At 74.9% G+C, this 17775-nt stretch carries 15 protein-coding genes and 1 pseudogene; 11 read left to right on the top strand and 5 right to left on the bottom strand.

Features of this window, described 5'->3' with window-relative positions; genetic code table 11:
- From AB0912_RS26720 to AB0912_RS26735, 4 genes and pseudogenes are all read left to right on the top strand, one after another.
- Positions 1 to 76 (top strand): annotated as a pseudogene (locus AB0912_RS26720) (WhiB family transcriptional regulator); the annotation flags it as partial.
- A gap of 743 nt (positions 77 to 819) precedes the next feature.
- Positions 820 to 2250: an NAD(P)/FAD-dependent oxidoreductase gene (locus AB0912_RS26725; protein WP_366704052.1), complete on the top strand. Its 1431-nt coding sequence runs from the start codon at positions 820 to 822 to the stop codon at positions 2248 to 2250.
- A complete protein-coding gene (locus AB0912_RS26730; RefSeq protein WP_366704054.1) occupies positions 2247 to 4094 on the top strand; it encodes a transketolase in 1848 nt (615 codons plus the stop codon). Before AB0912_RS26725 ends, AB0912_RS26730 begins: the two co-directional genes overlap by 4 nt.
- 103 nt (positions 4095 to 4197) lie before the next feature.
- The gene (locus AB0912_RS26735) at positions 4198 to 4923 is read left to right on the top strand and encodes a GvpL/GvpF family gas vesicle protein (RefSeq protein ID WP_366704056.1); all 726 of its coding nucleotides are present in this window, start codon (positions 4198 to 4200) and stop codon (positions 4921 to 4923) included.
- Between the two features lie 199 nt (positions 4924 to 5122).
- Here the strand turns inward: AB0912_RS26735 and AB0912_RS26740 are convergent, their stop codons facing one another.
- Both AB0912_RS26740 and AB0912_RS26745 read right to left on the bottom strand, forming a co-directional pair.
- Entirely contained in the window at positions 5123 to 5944 is an 822-nt protein-coding gene (locus AB0912_RS26740; protein ID WP_366704058.1) for a class I SAM-dependent methyltransferase, read from the bottom strand.
- A gap of 132 nt (positions 5945 to 6076) precedes the next feature.
- Positions 6077 to 7576, bottom strand: coding sequence for a phosphatase PAP2 family protein (locus AB0912_RS26745; protein WP_366704060.1), 1500 nt, complete (start codon positions 7574 to 7576; stop codon positions 6077 to 6079).
- A gap of 105 nt (positions 7577 to 7681) precedes the next feature.
- On the opposite strand from AB0912_RS26745, the gene AB0912_RS26750 reads away from it, so the two are divergent.
- Positions 7682 to 9301, top strand: a complete 1620-nt coding sequence (locus AB0912_RS26750) for an ATP-binding cassette domain-containing protein (protein ID WP_366704062.1) — start codon at positions 7682 to 7684, stop codon at positions 9299 to 9301.
- A gap of 163 nt (positions 9302 to 9464) precedes the next feature.
- Positions 9465 to 9683, top strand: a complete 219-nt coding sequence (locus tag AB0912_RS26755) for a DUF6158 family protein (protein ID WP_366704064.1) — start codon at positions 9465 to 9467, stop codon at positions 9681 to 9683.
- Positions 9684 to 9716: 33 nt separating this feature from the next.
- Here AB0912_RS26755 and AB0912_RS26760 read toward each other — a convergent pair whose 3' ends face one another.
- Entirely contained in the window at positions 9717 to 10100 is a 384-nt protein-coding gene (locus AB0912_RS26760) for a DUF2795 domain-containing protein (protein ID WP_366704066.1), read from the bottom strand.
- Positions 10101 to 10395: 295 nt separating this feature from the next.
- Here AB0912_RS26760 and AB0912_RS26765 point away from each other — a divergent pair, with 295 nt between their 5' ends.
- From AB0912_RS26765 to AB0912_RS26780, 4 genes are all read left to right on the top strand, one after another.
- Complete coding sequence (locus tag AB0912_RS26765; protein WP_366704068.1) at positions 10396 to 11190, top strand: RNA polymerase sigma factor SigF; 795 nt, start codon at positions 10396 to 10398, stop codon at positions 11188 to 11190.
- Between the two features lie 340 nt (positions 11191 to 11530).
- Positions 11531 to 12670 (top strand): hypothetical protein, encoded by a 1140-nt coding sequence (locus AB0912_RS26770; RefSeq protein WP_366704070.1) that lies wholly within the window; start codon positions 11531 to 11533, stop codon positions 12668 to 12670.
- Positions 12671 to 12997: 327 nt separating this feature from the next.
- Positions 12998 to 14227: an aminotransferase class I/II-fold pyridoxal phosphate-dependent enzyme gene (locus AB0912_RS26775; RefSeq protein ID WP_366704133.1), complete on the top strand. Its 1230-nt coding sequence runs from the start codon at positions 12998 to 13000 to the stop codon at positions 14225 to 14227.
- 301 nt (positions 14228 to 14528) lie between these two features.
- Positions 14529 to 15572, top strand: coding sequence for an MBL fold metallo-hydrolase (locus tag AB0912_RS26780; RefSeq protein WP_366704135.1), 1044 nt, complete (start codon positions 14529 to 14531; stop codon positions 15570 to 15572).
- Positions 15573 to 15697: 125 nt separating this feature from the next.
- Here AB0912_RS26780 and AB0912_RS26785 read toward each other — a convergent pair whose 3' ends face one another.
- Both AB0912_RS26785 and AB0912_RS26790 read right to left on the bottom strand, forming a co-directional pair.
- Positions 15698 to 16315 carry a VTT domain-containing protein gene (locus AB0912_RS26785; RefSeq protein WP_366704137.1) on the bottom strand — a complete coding sequence of 206 codons (618 nt, stop codon included), beginning with the start codon at positions 16313 to 16315 and terminating at the stop codon, positions 15698 to 15700.
- Between the two features lie 74 nt (positions 16316 to 16389).
- On the bottom strand, positions 16390 to 17163 hold the full coding sequence (locus AB0912_RS26790; protein ID WP_366704072.1) for an MBL fold metallo-hydrolase: 774 nt from the start codon (positions 17161 to 17163) through the stop codon (positions 16390 to 16392).
- A gap of 84 nt (positions 17164 to 17247) precedes the next feature.
- Here AB0912_RS26790 and AB0912_RS26795 point away from each other — a divergent pair, with 84 nt between their 5' ends.
- On the top strand, positions 17248 to 17745 hold the full coding sequence (locus AB0912_RS26795) for a hypothetical protein (RefSeq protein ID WP_366704074.1): 498 nt from the start codon (positions 17248 to 17250) through the stop codon (positions 17743 to 17745).
- Positions 17746 to 17775 lie beyond the last annotated feature (30 nt).

A 17775-nucleotide genomic window follows, 5' to 3' on the forward strand; every position in this document is an offset into this window, starting at 1 on the left:
GCTCGACAACCGCGTCGAATTCGGCGTGTGGGGTGGCATGACCGAGCGGGAGCGCCGCGCCTTTCTGCGCCGCCGCGAGCGAGCTGACCCCGCCCGGACGCGTTCTCGGCGGCACCCCGCCCGCCTCGCCTCCCGGCGGCATGGGCGTCCTGTACCCGCCGGTCCCGGCCGTGACGCCCGGCGCGCCCGAACCGGGTGTCCGCGTCGCCGGTGACGCCGACGCCTACCTTCACCAGGCGCGATGACCGCAGCCCCGGCCGGCTCGCGCCGGCCGGGGCGGCACCGCCGGCCCTCCCGTCCGGGGCCCGGCCGCCGTGCCGAAGCCGTCTGCCGGGAGCAGACTGGGGACGGGTGAGCCCGCCCGGCGAGAGCGGGCCTGTACGTACCGGGCGGGCCCGTGCTGCCTGAGCGCGCCCGTACGTACCGGGCCGGCCCGTGGTGCCCGAGCGCGCCCGTACGTACGGGGTGGGCCCGTGCTGCCCGAGCGCGCGCGTACGTGGGGCCCTGGGGCGCCTGGTGCGCCGGTTCCGTCCGCCCCCGGGGTCGCGGCACACCCGCGTGTCACCGGCACCCGCGCCCGCGTCCCCGCCCGCCCGCGTCTCACCGGCTCCCGCGCCCCGTCCCCGCCCACCCGTCGCGTCACCGCCCCCCCGCGCCCCGTCCCCGCACACCCGCGTGTCGCCCCCCGGCCGGGGTTACCGGCCGAAACCCCGCTCGCCGTGACGAAACGCCGGTGCTGCCCGTGTTTGGGGCCTTCAGGGGCGGGGACGCGGAAAGCCCGTACGAGCGAACCGCAAGCGACACCGCCAGAGGAGCATCGTGAGGCGACCCCGCATTCTGATCGTCGGCGCCGGATTCGCCGGCTACCGGACGGCCCGCACCCTGTCGCGGCTGGCCCGGGACAAGGCCGAGATCACTCTGCTGAACCCGACCGACTACTTCCTGTACCTGCCGCTGCTGCCCCAGGTCGCCGCGGGTGTCCTGGAGCCACGCCGCGTCACCGTCTCCCTCACCGCCACCCTGCCGCGCGTACGCCTGGTGCTCGGCGAGGCGGCGGCCGACGGGATCGACCTCGACGCGCGCACCGTGCGCTACACCGACCCCGAGGGCAACGGCGGGACTCTCACGTACGACCGTCTCGTGCTCGCCGTCGGCAGCGTGAACAAGCTGCTGCCCGTCCCCGGGGTCGCCGAGCACGCGCACGGCTTCCGCGGTCTGCCCGAGGCGCTGTACCTCCGGGACCACGTGACCCGGCAGATCGAGCTGGCCGCCGGGTCGGACGACCCGAAGAGCCGCGCCGCCCGCACCACCTTCGTGGTCGTCGGCGCCGGCTACACCGGCACCGAAGTCGCCGCCCAGGGACAGCGGTTCACCGACGCCCTGGTCCGCGAACGGCCGCTGCCCGAAGGCCTCAGGCCGCGCTGGATGCTGCTCGATGTCGCCGACCGCGTCCTGCCCGAACTGGACGAACGCCTCTCCCGCACCGCCGACGGCGTGCTGCGCCGGCGCGGCGTCGACGTCCGTACCGGAACCTCGGTCAAGGAGGCCACCCCCGAGGGAGTCCGGCTCAGCGACGGCGAGTTCGTGGACACCCGCACCCTCGCCTGGTGCGTCGGCGTGCGGCCCGACCCGCTCGTCGAGGGACTCGGCCGCCCCCTCGAACGGGGCCGCCTGCTGGTCGACCCCTTCCTCCAGCTCCCGAGCCACCCCGACGTGTTCGCCTGCGGTGACGCGGCGGCCGTCCCCGATCTGGAGAACCCCGGCCAGTACACCCCGATGACGGCCCAGCACGCCTGGCGCCAGGGGAAGACCGCCGCCCACAACGTCGCCGCCTCGCTCGGCGTCGGCGACCGCCGCGCCTACCGCCACCGCGACCTCGGCTTCACCGTCGACCTCGGCGGCGTGGACGGAGCCGCCAACCCGCTGGGCGTGCCCCTGTCCGGGCCGCTCGCCGGCGCCGTCACCCGCGGCTACCACCTCGCCGCCATGCCCGGCAACCGCGTCCGCGTCGCGGCCGACTGGCTCCTGGACGCCGTACTGCCGCGCCAGTCCGTGCAGTTGGGCCTCGTCCGCGCCTGGTCGGTGCCCCTGGACACCTCCGCGCCCGAACTGGCACGGGTGGCCGGAGCGCCCCCGGGCACCAAGAAGCCCGGCGCGCCCGCAGAAGAGACCGGGTCCGCGAAGCCGGGCACCGACCGTACCGACACCGGCCGTCCGGAAGCCGCCGGCAGCCCGGAAGGAGACTCATGAACACCCGTCAGCTCATCGACCTCGGCCAGCAACTGCGCGTCGACAGCGTGCGCGCCGCCGACGCCGCGAACTCCGGACACCCGACCTCGTCGATGTCCGCCGCCGACCTCGTCGCGGTCCTGTTCGCCAATCACCTGCGCTACGACTTCGAGCGCCCCGAACACCCCGGCAACGACCGCCTCATCCTCTCCAAGGGGCACGCCTCACCCCTGCTCTACGCGGCCTACAAGGCGGCCGGCGCCGTCAACGAGACCGAACTGCTGACCTTCCGCAAGGAGGGCAGCCGGCTCGAAGGCCACCCCTCGCCCCGCCGGCTGCCCTGGGTCGAGACGGCCACCGGCTCCCTCGGCCAGGGACTGCCCGTCGGCGTCGGCATCGCCCTCGCCGGCAAGCGGCTCGACCGCACCGGCTACCGCGTCTGGGTACTGTGCGGCGACAGCGAACTCGCCGAGGGCTCCGTCTGGGAGGCCGCCGAACACGCCGGGTACGAACACCTCGAAAACCTCACGGTGATCGTCGACGTCAACCGTCTCGGCCAGCGCGGGCCGACCCGGCACGGCCACGACCTGGACGCGTACGCGCGCCGGTTCCAGGCGTTCGGCTGGCACACCGTCGAGGTCGATGGCCACGACGTGGACGCCGTCGACCGGGCCTACGCCGAGGCCGCCTCGACCGGCGGACAGCCCACCGCGATCCTCGCCCGCACCCTCAAGGGCAAGGGCGTCGCCGCGGTCCAGGACCGCGAGGGCATGCACGGCAAGCCGCTGCCGGACGCAGAGGAGGCCATCGCCGAACTCGGCGGCGTGCGCGACCGGCACGTCGACGTCCAGCAGCCGCCCGCCGCGCGGACCCAGCACGCCGCCGTCTCCGGCCACCTCGACCTGCCGCGCTTCGAGACCGGCGAGGAGACCGCCACCCGGGACGCCTTCGGGCAGGCGCTCGCCGCGCTCGGCTCCGCCCGCGGCGACGTCGTCGCGCTCGACGGCGAGGTCGGCGACTCCACCCGCGCCGAACTCTTCGCCAAGGAACACCCCGAGCGCTACTTCGAGTGCTACATCGCCGAGCAGCAGCTCGTCGGCTCCGCCGTCGGCATGGCGGCCCGCGGCTGGGTACCGTACGCCACGACGTTCGCCGCCTTCCTCACCCGCGCCCACGACTTCGTGCGGATGGCCGCGATCAGCGGCTCCGGCATCAACCTCGTCGGCTCCCACGCGGGCGTCGCCATCGGCCAGGACGGCCCCTCCCAGATGGGCCTCGAAGACCTGGCGATGTTCCGGGCCCTGTACGGCACGACCGTGCTCTACCCCTGCGACGCCAACCAGACCGCCAAGCTCGTCGCCGCCATGGCCGACCTGGAGGGCATCCGCTATCTGCGCACCTCGCGCGGCGACAGCCCGGTCATCTACAGCCCCACCGAGGAGTTCCCGGTCGGCGGCAGCAAGGTGCTGCGCGCCTCCTCCGACGACCGGCTGACCATCGTCGCCGCGGGCGTCACCGTCCACGAGGCGCTGGCCGCCGCCGACACCCTCGACGCCGAGGGCATCCAGGTCCGGGTGATCGACCTGTACTCCGTGAAGCCCGTCGACCGCGCCACCCTGCGCCAGGCCGCCGAGGAGACCGGATGCCTGGTCACCGTCGAGGACCACCGGGAGGAGGGCGGCCTCGGCGACGCGGTGCTCGACGCCTTCACCGACGGACGCCCGGTGCCGCGCCTGGTGCGGCTCGCCGTCCGGACGATGCCCGGCTCGGCGTCCCCGGACGAGCAGCTCCGCGCCGCCGGCATCGACGCGGAGTCGATCGCCGCGGCGGCCCGGCTGCTCGTCGAGACGGCCGTGGTGCGCTGAGCGCGGACCGAAGAGCACGATGGTGACAAGGCCGACGCGGCGGCCCGGCGCGGTGCGCCGGGTCCCCGCGCCGGGCACCGGGACCCCCGGGAGGAGACAGCCCATGAGCGGACTGCCGTACGTCTACGCGATCTGCCGCCCCTTCCCGGCCGCGCTGTCGGCCGAACTCACCGGCGTCGCGGGCGTCCCGCCCAAACTGCTGCGCCACGACGGCCTGGTCGCCGTGGTCGGCTCGGTCCCGGAGGAGGAGTTCGCGGCGGAGCCGCTGCGGCGCAGGCTGGAGGACGTGGCCTGGCTGGAGGCGACCGCCCGCGCCCACCAGGGCGTCATCGACGCGCTCACCGGCGTCACCAGCCCGCTGCCGCTCCGGCTCGCCACCGTCCTGCGGGACGAGAGCGGCGTGCGCGTGATGATGGAGGAGCGGCGCGAGGAGTTCCTGCGCACCCTGGACCGGCTCGAAGGCCGGGTCGAGTGGGACGTGAAGGTGTACGCCGACACGGCCGGGGCGTCCGGATACACGGGGGAGCGGGCGCAGGGGCTCGCGCGCGGGCTGCACGACACCCTCGCCGGCCGCGCCGCGGAGACCCGGCTGCACGCCCCGCAGAGCGCGGCACCCTCCGACCTCGCCTACGCGCAGGTGCTCAACGCCGCCTATCTGGTGCCGCGCGCGCAGTCCGAGGAGTTCGTCGAGCGGGTGAACCGCGAGGTCCGCGAGCAGCCCGGTCTCCGGGTGGAACTCACCGGCCCCTGGGCCGCCTACTCCTTCACCGAACTCCCCGGCCTCTCCGGCTTCACCGACCTTGCGGGGTTCACGCGCAGCATGCGGTGAGGGGGCCGGCCGTACGGCAGCGGCGACCTCCCGGGGCCGTACGGGCAAGGTCGTACGGCCCCGGGCTGTACCTGGTCCGGGAGGGAGCGCTTCTCACCGGGGCCGGGGAGCGAGCGCTTCACCGGGTCCGGGGAGGAGCCGCGCCGCTCTCGTGCCTTGCCGATCAGCCCTCACAGGCCGCTCAGCCCGCTCAGCCCGCTCAGGGTGTCTTGCGGGCCAGGATCTCGCCGTGCAGGACGGCGAACCAGCCGTCCTCCGCCTGGCCCCACCGGCGCCAGGCGTCCGCCACCGCGTCGAGCTGCTCCGCCGTCGCGTGGCCGCCCTCGGTCGCGCGCTCCGCGTAGTCCGAGGCCACCGTGCGGTCGGCCCACAGACCGCTCCACCAGGCCCGCTCGTCCTCGGTGGCATACGTCCAGGTGCTCGACGTGGCCGTGACGTCCCGGATGCCGGCGGCCAGCGCCCACGCCTTGAGACGCCGGCCGGCGTCCGGCTCGCCCCCGTTCGCGCGGGCCACCCGCCGGTACAGGTCCAGCCAGTCGGTCAGGCCAGGCACCTGCGGATACCAGGTCATGGCCGCGTAGTCGCCGTCGCGGACCGCGATGAACCCGCCGGGCTTGGTCACCCGGTGCATCTCGCGCAGCGCCTGAACCGGGTCGCCCACGTGCTGGAGCACCTGATGGGCGTGGACCACGCAGAACGTGTCGTCCGGGAAGTCCAGCGCGTGCACGTCCGCCACCGCGAAGTCGACGTTGCGCAGACCGCGCCCCGCGGCCTCCTGCCGGGCCCGGTCCAGGATGCCCGGCGCGTGGTCGACCCCCGTGACCCGCCCGTCCGGCACCAGCTCGGCCAGGTCGGCGGTGATGGTGCCGGGACCGCAGCCGATGTCGAGGACGCTCATGTGCGGCTTCAGCGAGTCGAGCAGATAGGCCGCCGAGTTGGCGGCGGTGCGCCAGGTGTGCGAGCGCAGCACCGACTCGTGGTGGCCGTGCGTGTAGACGGCGGTCTCCTGCGACTTCGACATGACCGGTCCCCTTCGACATGGACGTGTACGGGCCTCGGCGGGGCGCACGCGCACTCCGCGGGGCGATGGCATCACCGTACGCGGTCATGTCGAATGATGAGACCCACGTCTTGCCATGTGGACGTCGCGCACTCAGTGCACGGGCTGCGGGCGGTAGACCGTGAGGGCCTCGCGGCTCTTGCCGAGCCGCACCTGACCGCTGACCTCGGTGACCTCGCCGTCGTAGGCGAGGAGCGTGCCGGGGTCGACGCCGTCGATGCGCAGATGCCCCACCCGTACCGCCGCGTGCGCGGGGGAACGAGTCAGGGGGCCGGCGAAGGCGGCGGCGAGCAGCCGCACCGCGGGGTGGCGGCCACCGTGCACCACCCGGACGTCGAGGTGCCCGTCCGCGAGGTCGAAGCGCCGGGCGGGCGCGAGACCCACCCGGTGGTAGGTGCCGTTCCCGGCGAACAGCAGCCACAACGGGTGCGTACGGCCGTTCAGTTCGGCCCGCAGCGGATGGTGGTCGGCCCGCAGCACCCGCAGCGCGCCGAGCACTCCCGCGGGCCAGCTTCCGATCACCCGGGAGCCGTTCTCCCGCTCCCGCACCAGTTCCGGATAGATGCCCAGGCTGCAGGTGTTGAGGAAGATGCCGTCCGTTGTGCCGGAGGAGAACCGGCCCACGTCCACCTTGACCGCCTCGCCCTGCTGGAGCGCGCGGACCAGATCGTGGTCGCCCTCCACCCCGAGGTCGTGGGCGAAGTGGTTGAGGGTGCCGCCGGGCAGGACGGCGAGCGGGACGCCGTGGCGCAGGGCGATCGCGGCCGCGGTGTTCACCGTGCCGTCGCCGCCGCACACGCCCAGCACCCGGGCGCGGGCCGCCGCCTTCTCCAACTCCTGGCGTATGTCCCCGGGTTCGCACTCGACAAGCTCGGCGGCCGGCAGCGCGTCGGCCAGCGCGCGCACCCGCTCGGGGGAGCCCGCGCCCAGATTGGCCACCATGACCAGGCCCGCGCCGTCCGGCAGCGCGGGCGCCTCCACCCGGGGCCGGCCCGGCGGGGTCAACTGGTCCCTCGTGGGCACCAGTCCGCGCACCGCGTACGCGGCCCCCGCGCCCAGGACCGCGCCCGCGAGAACATCGCTCGGGAAGTGGACCCCGGTGTACACCCGGGAGACGGCCACCGCCGCGGCGAGCGGCGCCACCGCCGCGCCCCAGCCACGGGACTCCAGTGCCACGCCCGTCGCGAACGCGGCGGCGGAGGCCGCGTGCCCCGACGGGAACGACGTGGTGATCGGCTGGCGCTTGAGCTGGCGGACCGCCGGGACCGGGTCCAGCGCCGGACGGCCGCGGCGCACCGAGCGCTTGCCGACGGTGTTGATGGCGGCCGAGGCGAGCGCCAGCGAGGCGATGCCCCGGGTGGCGGCCCGGCGCGCCCGGGGCGTCCGGCTCGCGGCGACGGCCGCCGCCGTCGCGAACCACAGCAGCCCGTGGTTGGCGCTGCGGCTCAGCCGCGGCAGCACGGGATCGCCGCCCGGCCAGTGCCGTGCCGCGACCGACTCGAAGATCCGCAGATCCAGGGAGAGAAGACGGTCCCGGAGGCCGTGGCGGCCCGGAACGAGGGCGGTCAGGTCGACGTCAGGGGTGGTGGTCATGCGCCTCCGTCTACCCCGGAACAGGCGTTTTCCTCGTCCCCGTGCCGGGCGCCCGGCGGGAAACGCGTTTGCCCCGCACCGCCGCTCCCCGGAGAATGCCTCCCCATGGGACACCTCGAAGCCGCACATCTTGAGTACTACCTTCCCGACGGGAGGGCGCTGCTCGGCGATGTGTCGTTCCGGGTGGGAGAAGGGTCCGTCGTCGCCCTCGTGGGACCCAACGGCGCGGGCAAGACGACCCTGCTCCGGCTGATCTCCGGCGAACTGAAACCGCACGGCGGCACCGTGAACGTGACCGGCGGCCTCGGTGTGATGCGCCAGTTCGTGGGCTCCGTACGCGACGAGACGACCGTGCGGGACCTGCTCGTGTCGGTGGCGCCGCCCCGGATCCGCGAGGCCGCCGAGGCCGTGGACGCCGCCGAGCACGCGATGATGACCGTCGACGACGAGGCCGCGCAGCTCCGGTACGCCCAGGCGCTCTCCGACTGGGCCGAGGCCCGCGGCTACGAGGCCGAGACCCTCTGGGACATGTGCACCACGGCCGCCCTCGGCGTCCCCTACGAGAAGGCGCAGTGGCGGCAGGTGCGGACCCTGTCCGGCGGCGAGCAGAAACGCCTGGTCCTTGAGGCGCTGCTGCGCGGCACCGACGAGGTGCTGCTGCTGGACGAACCGGACAACTACCTGGACGTGCCCGGCAAGCGCTGGCTGGAGGAACGGCTCGCGGAGACCCGCAAGACCGTCCTGTTCGTCTCCCACGACCGTGAACTCCTGGCCCGCTCCGCCCAGAAGATCGTCAGCGTCGAGCCCAGCCCGGCCGGCGCCGACACCTGGGTGCACGGCGGCGGGTTCGCGACGTACCACGAGGCCAGGCGGGAACGGTTCGCGCGCTTCGAGGAACTGCGCAGGCGCTGGGACGAGAAGCACGCCCAGCTCAAGAAGCTGGTGCTGAGCCTCCGTCAGGCCGCCTCCATCAGCCATGAGCTGGCGTCCCGCTACGCGGCGGCGCAGACCCGGCTGCGCAAGTTCGAGGAGGCCGGACCGCCGCCGGAGCCGCCCCGCGAGCAGGACATCACCATGCGCCTGCACGGCGGACGCACCGGCGTACGGGCCGTGACCTGCAAGGGACTTGAGCTGACCGGCCTGATGAAACCCTTCGACCTGGAGATCTTCTACGGGGAGCGGGTCGCCGTCCTCGGCTCCAACGGCTCGGGCAAGTCGCACTTCCTGCGGCTCCTCGCGGGCGGCGACGTCGCGCACACCGGCGAGTGGAAGCTCGGCGCCCGGGTGGTGGCCGGCCACTTCGCGCAGACGCACGCCCATCCGGAACTGGAGGGCCGCACCCTGCTCGACATCCTGTGGTCCGAGCACTCCCAGGACCGGGGCGCCGCCATGTCACGGCTGCGCCGCTACGAGCTGACGGGCCAGGCCGAGCAGCGCTTCGACAAGCTGTCCGGCGGCCAGCAGGCCCGGTTCCAGATCCTGCTCCTGGAACTGGCGGGCTCGACGGCCCTGCTCCTGGACGAGCCGACCGACAACCTCGACCTGGAATCCGCCGAGGCGCTCCAGGAAGGCCTGGAGGCGTACGAGGGGACGGTGCTGTCCGTCACCCACGACCGCTGGTTCGCCCGCTCCTTCGACCGCTATCTGGTCTTCGGCTCCGACGGACGGGTCCGCGAGACGCGGGAGCCGGTGTGGGACGAGCGGAGGGTGGAGCGGGACCGCTAGAACCGGGCGGGCGGCAGTGCCCCGGAGGCCCGGAGTGGCCGATGTTCGTACAGTGGTGGGTGGAGGCCACGTATCCACGGCTCCCTCCCGGCCGCCTGCGGGCGACGTCCGCCGGGCGGGCCACCCGGACCGCGCCGACGGCCACGACGAGCGGGGTAGCACCATGACCGGAGTCGACCCGGGCCGGCTGGACGACCAGCAGCTCATGAAAGAGCTGGAGGCCATCCACCGCACCCGCCACGACACGCTGCTGCACGGTTCGAACGACGCGCTGCGCACCCACAACGAGCGCATGGCCCAGTTGGAGGGCGAGTACCTGCGCCGCCATCCGCGCCGCCCCGTCTCGGCGGGCCGCACCCGCGAGGGCGCCCGCGAGCGGTAGGCCCGAAGGCCCACCGCCCCGGTCACCGGCGCGTCAGCGACCACCCGCGCCGACGACCGCCCGCGCCAGCTCGTGCGCGTTGGCGTAGCGCTCCTCGTCCGGGAGCCGTTCCAGCGAGCCGGCCAGAGTGTCGGGGGCGTTCTTCTCGCGCAGGACGCCGATCAGCGCGCGCGGGGTCGCCGGGAACGAGGTACGGCCGAGGAACCGCGCCAGTTCGAGGCGCAGCGTCTCCAGCGATTCCGGTGCCGTGTTCGGCACCACCGGTCCTCCCGCGATCGCCGGGTCGTCGTCGGCGGCCGGCTCCGGGTCGTGCCACTCCTCGGTCCGGGTGGGATGCCCTGACCTGAGGAAGTCGCGCAGTTCGTGCTTCATCTCCTCGTCCCGGTGGACGCTCAACCGGTCACTGCCTCGCTGCATGAAATTCCCTCCAGAGGTTCGAGGTGAGGAGCGCGTACCCGACGTCCCGCGCGCGACACGTCGAGACGGTCCCCGGTCCACCGACGCCCCGGGGAGACGAAGAGGCCGTAATCCGGGACAATAAGAGGGTGTTTGCTCCGCATGGGCCGGGGCAGACGCAGATGCAGTGCTTCGGACAGGAGGCACGTCCGTGGGAGCGGCGCTCCGCGCCACGGGTGTATCCGTCCGGGATCACGGGTGCGCTCCCACGATGACTGTCCTATACACAGGCACCATCAAGGAGTTGCGACGCATCATGCGAACTCAAGCGAGCGCGACGCACCATCCGCACGACGACGCCCCCGACACCTCGGATGCGTTCCGCGAACTCGCCGCTCTCCCTCCGGGCCCGCAGCGTGACGCCCTCCGCGACGAGATCGTCGAGGCCTGGCTGCCGATGGCCGACCGGCTCGCGGGCCGGTTCCGCAACCGGGGCGAGAGTTCGGACGACCTGCGCCAGGTTGCGGCGCTCGGCCTCGTCAAGGCCGTCGACCGCTACGACCCCGACCTCGGCAACGCCTTCGAGAGCTACGCCGTGCCGACGATCACCGGCGAGATCAAGCGTCACTTCCGCGACCACATGTGGACGCTGCACGTGCCGCGCCGCGTGCAGGACCTGCGCAACCGGGTCCGGTTCGCCAGCCAGGACCTGTCCCAGACCATCTCGGGCCGCCGCCCCACCGTCGCCGAGATCGCCGAGCGCGCCCGGCTGAGCGAGGAGGACGTGCTGACCGGCCTGGAGGCGCTGGAGAGCTTCACCGCGCTCTCGCTGGACGCCGAGCTGCCCGGCAGCGACGACGGCTACTCGCTCAGCGACGCCCTCGGCTCCGCCGACCCGGCGCTCGACACGGTCATCGACCGCGAGGCCGTCAAGCCCCGGCTCCAGGCGCTGCCCGAGCGGGAGCGCGCCATCCTCTACATGCGGTTCTTCAACGACATGACGCAGAGCCGCATCGCGGACGAGCTGGGCATCTCCCAGATGCACGTCTCCCGGCTCATCACCCGCTGCTGCTCCCGTCTGCGCGACCAGGTCATGCGCGACGCCGCCTGACCCCGGTCCTGAGACCCGGCAGGCCTCGCCCCGGCGACATCGAGCCCGCCGGGTGCCCCTCCGCACCGGACCGAGGGGCACCCGGCGGGCTTCCGCGCGCCGCGGACCGCCTCGCCTCGGGAGCCCCCACGACGGGGCCTGCCATCAGAACACCGGGGGACACCGGGCCCCGGCGCGGTCGGCGGGCACCTCGGACACGCGACGTCACCCGCTCGGGCCCCCGTATTCCCGCGAATGGTGCCCGGCCGATCGCGCGTCGGGGCGGGGCGGGCTCTGATGGGGCCGAGGGACACGACGGCCGTGGCTCTCGGACCGCAGTCCCGCCGAAGGAGCCCCGCTCATGCGCCGTACCGCCCGTGCCCTGTACGCCACCGCCCTCGCCGGCGCCGCCCTGGGCGTCACCGCGTCGGCCGCGGCCGCGGATCCGGCCGCGGAGGTCAGCCCGGGCTCCGTCGAACCCGGTGGCAGCATCACCATCACGGTCACCTGCGACGGGGTCGGCGACGCTCCGCCCGAGGCCATCGACGCCAGTTCGCGGGGGTTCCGGGAGGGCAAGGTGCAACTGCACCGCGTCGAGGGCGAGGCGGGCCGCCCCGCGGGTGCCGCCGCCTATCGCGGTACGGCCCTGATCGCGTCCGGCGGAGCCGAGGGGGCCGGCGGCCCGGCCGCGTCCGCCCCCGACGAGGGGAGCGGGGCCGATCCGGGTACCGCGTCCGGCCCCGGGACCGGCTCCGGGCAGGGCAGTGACCCGGCCGACCCCGGGACGGCCTACGACCACCCCGGCACGACGTACGAGCACCCCGGGACGGGCTACGACCCCGGCACCGGTCACGATCCCGGTTACGAGGAGCCCGGCGTCCTCGGCCGGGCGGTCTCCGTCGTGACCGGGACGACCGACGCGGAGAACGGCGACGCGCCGCCCGCGGGCCGCGACTCCACGGGCTCGGACACCCTCGCGCCCGACGTGGTCGCCCCGCCGGCGGTGGCGACCGACACCGAAGCGCCCGGCGCCGGTTACGACGACCCGGTGACCCCCGACGACGTGGGCCCGGACGCGCTGGGCCCCGACACCGTCCCCGAACCGGCGGCTCCCGAGGGGGTGCCCGACTCGGTGCCGGACGCGGTGCCCGATCCGGTGGGCCCCGACACGGTGCCGGCCGCGCCGGTGGCTCCCGAAGCGGGCGGCGACCGGGGCCAGTGGGGCGTCGACGGGGTCTGCCCCGCGCCCAAGGGCGGTCACGGGAAGCAGTGGACCGCCTCGTACTCCGTCGCGCGGGGTGCCCCGGCGGCGCACGACCCCGGTGACAGCGCGGGGACGAACACCGGCGCGGGGGAGCGTCCGCCCGGCGTGCAGCAGGGTGTGCACGCCGGTGGCGGGGGCGCCTTCACCGACTCGGTGCCCGCCCTGGTCGCCGGCGGTCTGCTGGTCGCCGGTGCCGTGTGCGCGACCGTCCACCGGCTGCGCAACCGCCGCACCTAGCCGGGACGCGGGCACCGGGAACGTAGGAACGCACGGGCCGTGGACAACGCGGTTCACGGAAGCCCAGGGGATGCCCTGGAACGCCCGTGGAATAGGGCGGGACCCACCGGGCACAGAAAGCACGCGGGACCCACGGACACGGAGGGCACGTATTGGACGCACCGCGCGCAGAGCGCGCACCGCACGCGCAGTTCGCGGAGTACGCGGACCACTCGGAGTACGGACCGGCCCGCACGGCGCACGCACGGCACATGCAAGGCGCACGCACGGCACCTGCAAGGCACCTGCAAGACACACGGAGCACCACCCATGGGCGCGGAGGCATACATGCGGCGGACGGACCCGGAAGGCCGAGGACCGGTCCGTTATGGTCCGCCGCTCCCCGACCAGGGCCTGCCCGTGCTGCCGGAACTCCGCGCGGAGCTGGCCGCCGCGGCGGACCGCGCCGACGCCGCCCTGTTCGGCGGCGGCCCCGCGCTCCTCGACGCCGCCCGGGGCTACTGGACCCGCCGCGGACTGCCCACCGCCGCCGACCGCGTGGCGCTCGCCCCCGGTGCCCCCGCCCTGCTGCTCGCCCTGACCGGCGCCCTCGGCGGTGACGTCCTCGCGCCCCGGCCGTGCGCCGCCTGGTGGGCACCCCAGGCCCGGCTGCTCGGCCGGTCGGTCTTCCACGTGGCGACGCCCGCCGAGTGCGGCGGCGTCCCCGATCCGTACGCCCTCCTGGAGACCCTTCGCCGGGTCCGGGCCGAGGGCGGGGACCCCCGTCTGCTCGTGCTGTCCGTCGCCGACGACCCGACCGCCACCGTCGCGCCGCCCGAGCTGGTGCACGAGGCGGTGGAGGCCGCGGCCGGCGAAGGGCTGCACATCGTCAGCGACGAGACCTGGCGCGACACCCTGCACCGCCCGCACGGCACCGTCCTCCTCAGTCCCGCCGAGATGCGCCCCGACGACGTCACCGTGCTCACGGACCTCGCCGGCGCCTTCCTGCCCCAGGGCTGGCCGGCCGCCGTCGCCCGCTTCCCCGCCGGCGAGGCGGGCGCCGACCTGAGGTCCCGCGTCCTCGACGTGCTCACCGCGGTCGGCGCGCGCGTCGCCGAACCCGTCGCCGCCGCTGCCGCCCACGCGCTCGAAGAGCCCGCCGCGGTCACCGAACGGCTCACCGCGGCCGCCGGCCTGCACGCGCGCGTGGCCGGCGCCGCCCACCAGGTGGTGACGGCGGCCGGTGCGGTCGCGCGTCCCCCGCAGGCCGGCCGGCACCTGTACGTCGATCTCGGCCCGCTCCGCTCGACGCTCGCCGCGCACGGCGTCGGTGACGCGCAGGACCTGGAGGACTTCCTCGGCGCCCGGCTCGGCATGCCCGCGCCGGGCGGACACCGCTTCGGCGACGACCTCGCCGCACTCCGGGTCCGGCTGGACACCGGCCCCCTGCTCGGCGGCACGGACGAGGAACGGACGGAGTCCCTTACGTCCCCCGAGCCGCTGGAACTGCCGCATGTGCGCGGCGCGTTGACCCGGTTGGGGTCGGCCTTCGACGATCTCCGCGACGACGCTCGGTGATGGGAGCCTCTCGATGACGCAGCAGTCCGAGTCGACCACGAGCACCGCCGGCGCCACGAGCACGGCCGGCGCCGCGAGTGCGGCGGCGACCACGAGTCCGGCGGGTGCCGCGAGTGCGGCGGGGACCACGAGTGCGGCGGCGACCACGAGTGCGGCGGCGGCCACGAGTCCCGCGGGCGCCGCGAGTGCCGCGGGCGCAACGCGTATCCAGGGTGCACCGGGCCACACGGGTGCGGGGAGCATCACGGGCGCGGCGAGTGCCGGGAGTTCGGGCCGCGCCATCGCCCAGGGCGCGGACGGCCTGGCGCCCCCGCCCGCTTCGCCCTCCTCCCCGCCCCCGCCGTCCTCCCCGGCGGAGCAGTCGGCCCTCGTCGCCCCGCCCCTCGCCGAGCCCCGCCCCCTGGGTGAACTCCGGGTCTGGCCGCGCTCGTTCGCGGACCGGCTGACCGCCCCGCTACCGGGGCTGCGGGCCTTCGCCCGGTTCGCCCGCGAGGGTGCGCTGCGGCCCGGCGCCGAAGGGCTCGCCGACATCCCGCTGGTGCCGTTCGAGCCGGGCCCGCCGCCCGCCGTGGACACCCGTACGGTCGCCGTCTCCTGGGCGGGGCACGCGAGTTGGGTGGTCCGGATCGGCGGGCTCACGGTGCTCACCGACCCGGTCTGGTCCCGCAGGATCCTCGGGACCCCGGCCCGGATCACCCCCGTGGGCGTGGCCTGGAGCGCCCTGCCCCGCGTCGACGCGGTCGTCATCAGCCACAACCACTACGACCACCTGGACGCCCCGACCCTGCGCCGGCTCCCGCGCGACACACCGGTGTTCGTCCCGGCCGGACTCGGACGCTGGTTCAGGCGCCGCCGGTTCACGCGGGTCACCGAGCTGGACTGGTGGGAGGCGGCCGAACTGCGTGGCGTCCGCTTCGACTTCGTGCCGGCCCACCACTGGTCCAAGCGCGGCCTCACCGATACCTGCCGCACCCTGTGGGGCGGCTGGGTCCTCACCTCGCCCGAGGGACGGCGGGTCTACTTCGCGGGCGACACCGGGTACGGGCACTGGTTCGCCCGCATCGGCCGGCGCCACCCGGGCATCGACCTGGCGCTGCTGCCGATCGGCGCGTACGACCCGCGCTGGTGGCTGCGCGACGTGCACTGCGACCCGGAGGAGGCGGTGCGGGCGGCCGTCGACCTCGGGGCCCGGCGGATGGCTCCGATGCACTGGGGCACGTTCGTGCTCTCCGCCGAGCCGGTGCTGGAACCGCTGCGCCGGGTGCGGGCCGCCTGGGACCGGGCCGGCCTCAGCCGCGCCGACCTCTGGGACCTGCCCGTCGGCGGCTCCCGCGTACTGGACTGAGGGGACCGAAGGCCCGGCGAAAGACGCCGAGAACCGACCGCCGGGACCGGCCGCCAACAACCGACGGCTAACAACCGACGGCCAACAACCGACCGTTGGCGACCTCCCTTCGCAGGGCATACGTCCTACGGTGTTGCCGTCCTGCGGATCCTGCGCCACAGGCCCGGCGCCGCGCTGATCGTCAGGGTCAGTGCCACCGCCGCGACCACGCCCTCCCAGGGCTCGGCGAACAGCGAGCCGCCGAGGATGCCGATGACCTGGTAGGTGGCCGCCCAGGCGAGGCAGGCCGGGATGTCGCCGCGGGCGAAGGTGCGCAGCGGCATCCTCGCCATCAGGCAGGCCAGCATCACCGGGATACGGCCGGCCGGCACCAGACGGGACAGTACGAGCACGGCTATGCCATGGTCGTGCAGCTTCTCCTGGGCCTGGGTGAGCCGGTCCTCCGGAGCCCGCTGCCGGATCGCCGCCAGCCAGCGCGACCCGTTCTTCGAGCCCATGCCGCGCCGGCCGAGCCAGTAGAGCGCGATGTCCCCGAGGAACGCGGCGACCGACGCCACCAGGAACACCGCCAGCAGCGCGAAGGGCGCCGTCTGGTGGAAGGCCACCACCGCCGCCGAACTCACCAGCGCGCCCGTCGGCACCACCGGCACCAGCGCGCCGATCAGCACGAGCAGGAACAGGGTCGGATAGCCGATCGCCTGCCGCGCCGACTCCTGCGACCCCTGCGCGGCGGCGGACAGCAGGGCCACGGGCGCGGCGGTCTTGGCGGACAGCAGAAGGGAGGGAGCCGACACGGCTCCCGCGGCGGACCAGGGACTCACCGGGCGACCTCCGGGCGCACCCGCTCGCCGTGGTCCAGCCGGTGCACCGCCACGCCGGGCGCGCGCTCGGCGGCCAGGCGCACGAACTCCTCACCCGGCGCGTGGAATTCGTGGGGGCGCACGGCGTCCATCCCGATGGGCCAGAACGTGCCGTAGTGCACCGGCACGGCGCTGCGCGGACGCAGTGCGGCGAGTGCCTCGGCGGCCCGCCCGGCGTCCAGGTGGCCCGCACCGAGATGAGGACCCCAGCCGCCCACCGGCAGCAGTGCCACGTCGACCTCCCCCACCTCCTCGGCCATCTCCGGGAACAGCCCCGTGTCCCCGGCGAAGTACGTCCGCGCGTCGCCCTCGATCACATACCCGACGGCGGGGGAGCGATGCGGCCCGAACGGCAGCCGCCGCCCGTCGTGCCGCGCCGGCACGGTCCGTACGACCAGGTCGCCGGCCCGGGTGGTGTCGCCGGGCGCGACCTCGGTGAGCCGCAGATGGTCCAGCCGGCGCAGTCCGGGCACCGCCCGCGGGGCGCCCCTCGGGACCAGCACCCGGGTGCCCGGGGCGAGCCGGGCAAGCGACGGCAGGTGCAGATGGTCGGCGTGCAGGTGGGAGACGAGCACCACGTCGGCGACGGCGGCCCGCGGCGGGGGCGGCGCCCCGCGCCGGCGGCGCAGATGCGCGAGCCGGCGCGCGAAGAGCGGATCGGTGAGCACGCGTGTGCCGGAGTCCTCCAGCGTGCATGTGGCATGCCCCCACCAGGTGATCTCCACCGGCACCTCTTTGCCTCCTTCGCGCGACTCCCCCCGAGCCTACGGGCAGGAGTAGGGTCGGCGGCGAAACCCGGAGGTGAGGGGGACACCATGGGAGACGCGCGCGGTGCCTCCGGCACGCACGCCCCGGAGCGCCGGCCCGGACCGGAGCGCCCGCACGGACCGGCCGGACCCGCGCCGGGACCGGCGGCGCTGCGGGTCACGGCGATCGCCAGCCTGACCCCCCTCGAAGAACTCGACGCGGACCCCTTCCTCGTAGACTCCCGCAGCCAGCACGCGATGTGTGCCCGCTGGGCCGCCGAGCACGGCTATGTCGTCACCCGGGAACTCCTCGTCCGCGCCCTGCGCCCGGACCACCGCACCCTGTGGGCCGATGTCGAGGCCGGACTCGTCGACCTGTTCGTCGCCCCCAGCCACCGGGTCCTGGAGCGGGCCCTCGCCTCGGTGGACGAGTTCACCGCCGAGTGCGTGCGGCGCGGGGTGCGCGTCGAGACCGTGGGCAGCGCGGAACCCCGCTACGACGCGCAGATGAAGGCGCGGGTGCACCGCCGCCTGTCGATGCCGACCGCCGGCTACGACGGGCGCTGACCCGGGTCCCGTACACCCGCGCCGGGTTCC

Origin of the sequence: Streptomyces sp. NPDC007084 (assembly GCF_040703595.1) — a bacterium.
Taxonomy (GTDB): Bacteria; Actinomycetota; Actinomycetes; order Streptomycetales; family Streptomycetaceae; genus Streptomyces.

What these genes read in the sequence shown, in the direction of transcription:
- AB0912_RS26730 (WP_366704054.1), top strand. Translation starts at nt 2,247, where the DNA reads ATGAACACCCGTCAGCTCATCGACCTCGGCCAGCAACTGCGCGTCGAC.
- AB0912_RS26735 (WP_366704056.1), top strand. Translation starts at nt 4,198, where the DNA reads ATGAGCGGACTGCCGTACGTCTACGCGATCTGCCGCCCCTTCCCGGCC.
- AB0912_RS26740 (WP_366704058.1), bottom strand. Translation starts at nt 5,944, where the DNA reads ATGTCGAAGTCGCAGGAGACCGCCGTCTACACGCACGGCCACCACGAG.
- AB0912_RS26745 (WP_366704060.1), bottom strand. Translation starts at nt 7,576, where the DNA reads ATGACCACCACCCCTGACGTCGACCTGACCGCCCTCGTTCCGGGCCGC.
- AB0912_RS26750 (WP_366704062.1), top strand. Translation starts at nt 7,682, where the DNA reads ATGGGACACCTCGAAGCCGCACATCTTGAGTACTACCTTCCCGACGGG.
- AB0912_RS26755 (WP_366704064.1), top strand. Translation starts at nt 9,465, where the DNA reads ATGACCGGAGTCGACCCGGGCCGGCTGGACGACCAGCAGCTCATGAAA.
- AB0912_RS26760 (WP_366704066.1), bottom strand. Translation starts at nt 10,100, where the DNA reads ATGCAGCGAGGCAGTGACCGGTTGAGCGTCCACCGGGACGAGGAGATG.
- AB0912_RS26765 (WP_366704068.1), top strand. Translation starts at nt 10,396, where the DNA reads ATGCGAACTCAAGCGAGCGCGACGCACCATCCGCACGACGACGCCCCC.
- AB0912_RS26770 (WP_366704070.1), top strand. Translation starts at nt 11,531, where the DNA reads ATGCGCCGTACCGCCCGTGCCCTGTACGCCACCGCCCTCGCCGGCGCC.
- AB0912_RS26775 (WP_366704133.1), top strand. Translation starts at nt 12,998, where the DNA reads ATGCGGCGGACGGACCCGGAAGGCCGAGGACCGGTCCGTTATGGTCCG.
- AB0912_RS26795 (WP_366704074.1), top strand. Translation starts at nt 17,248, where the DNA reads ATGGGAGACGCGCGCGGTGCCTCCGGCACGCACGCCCCGGAGCGCCGG.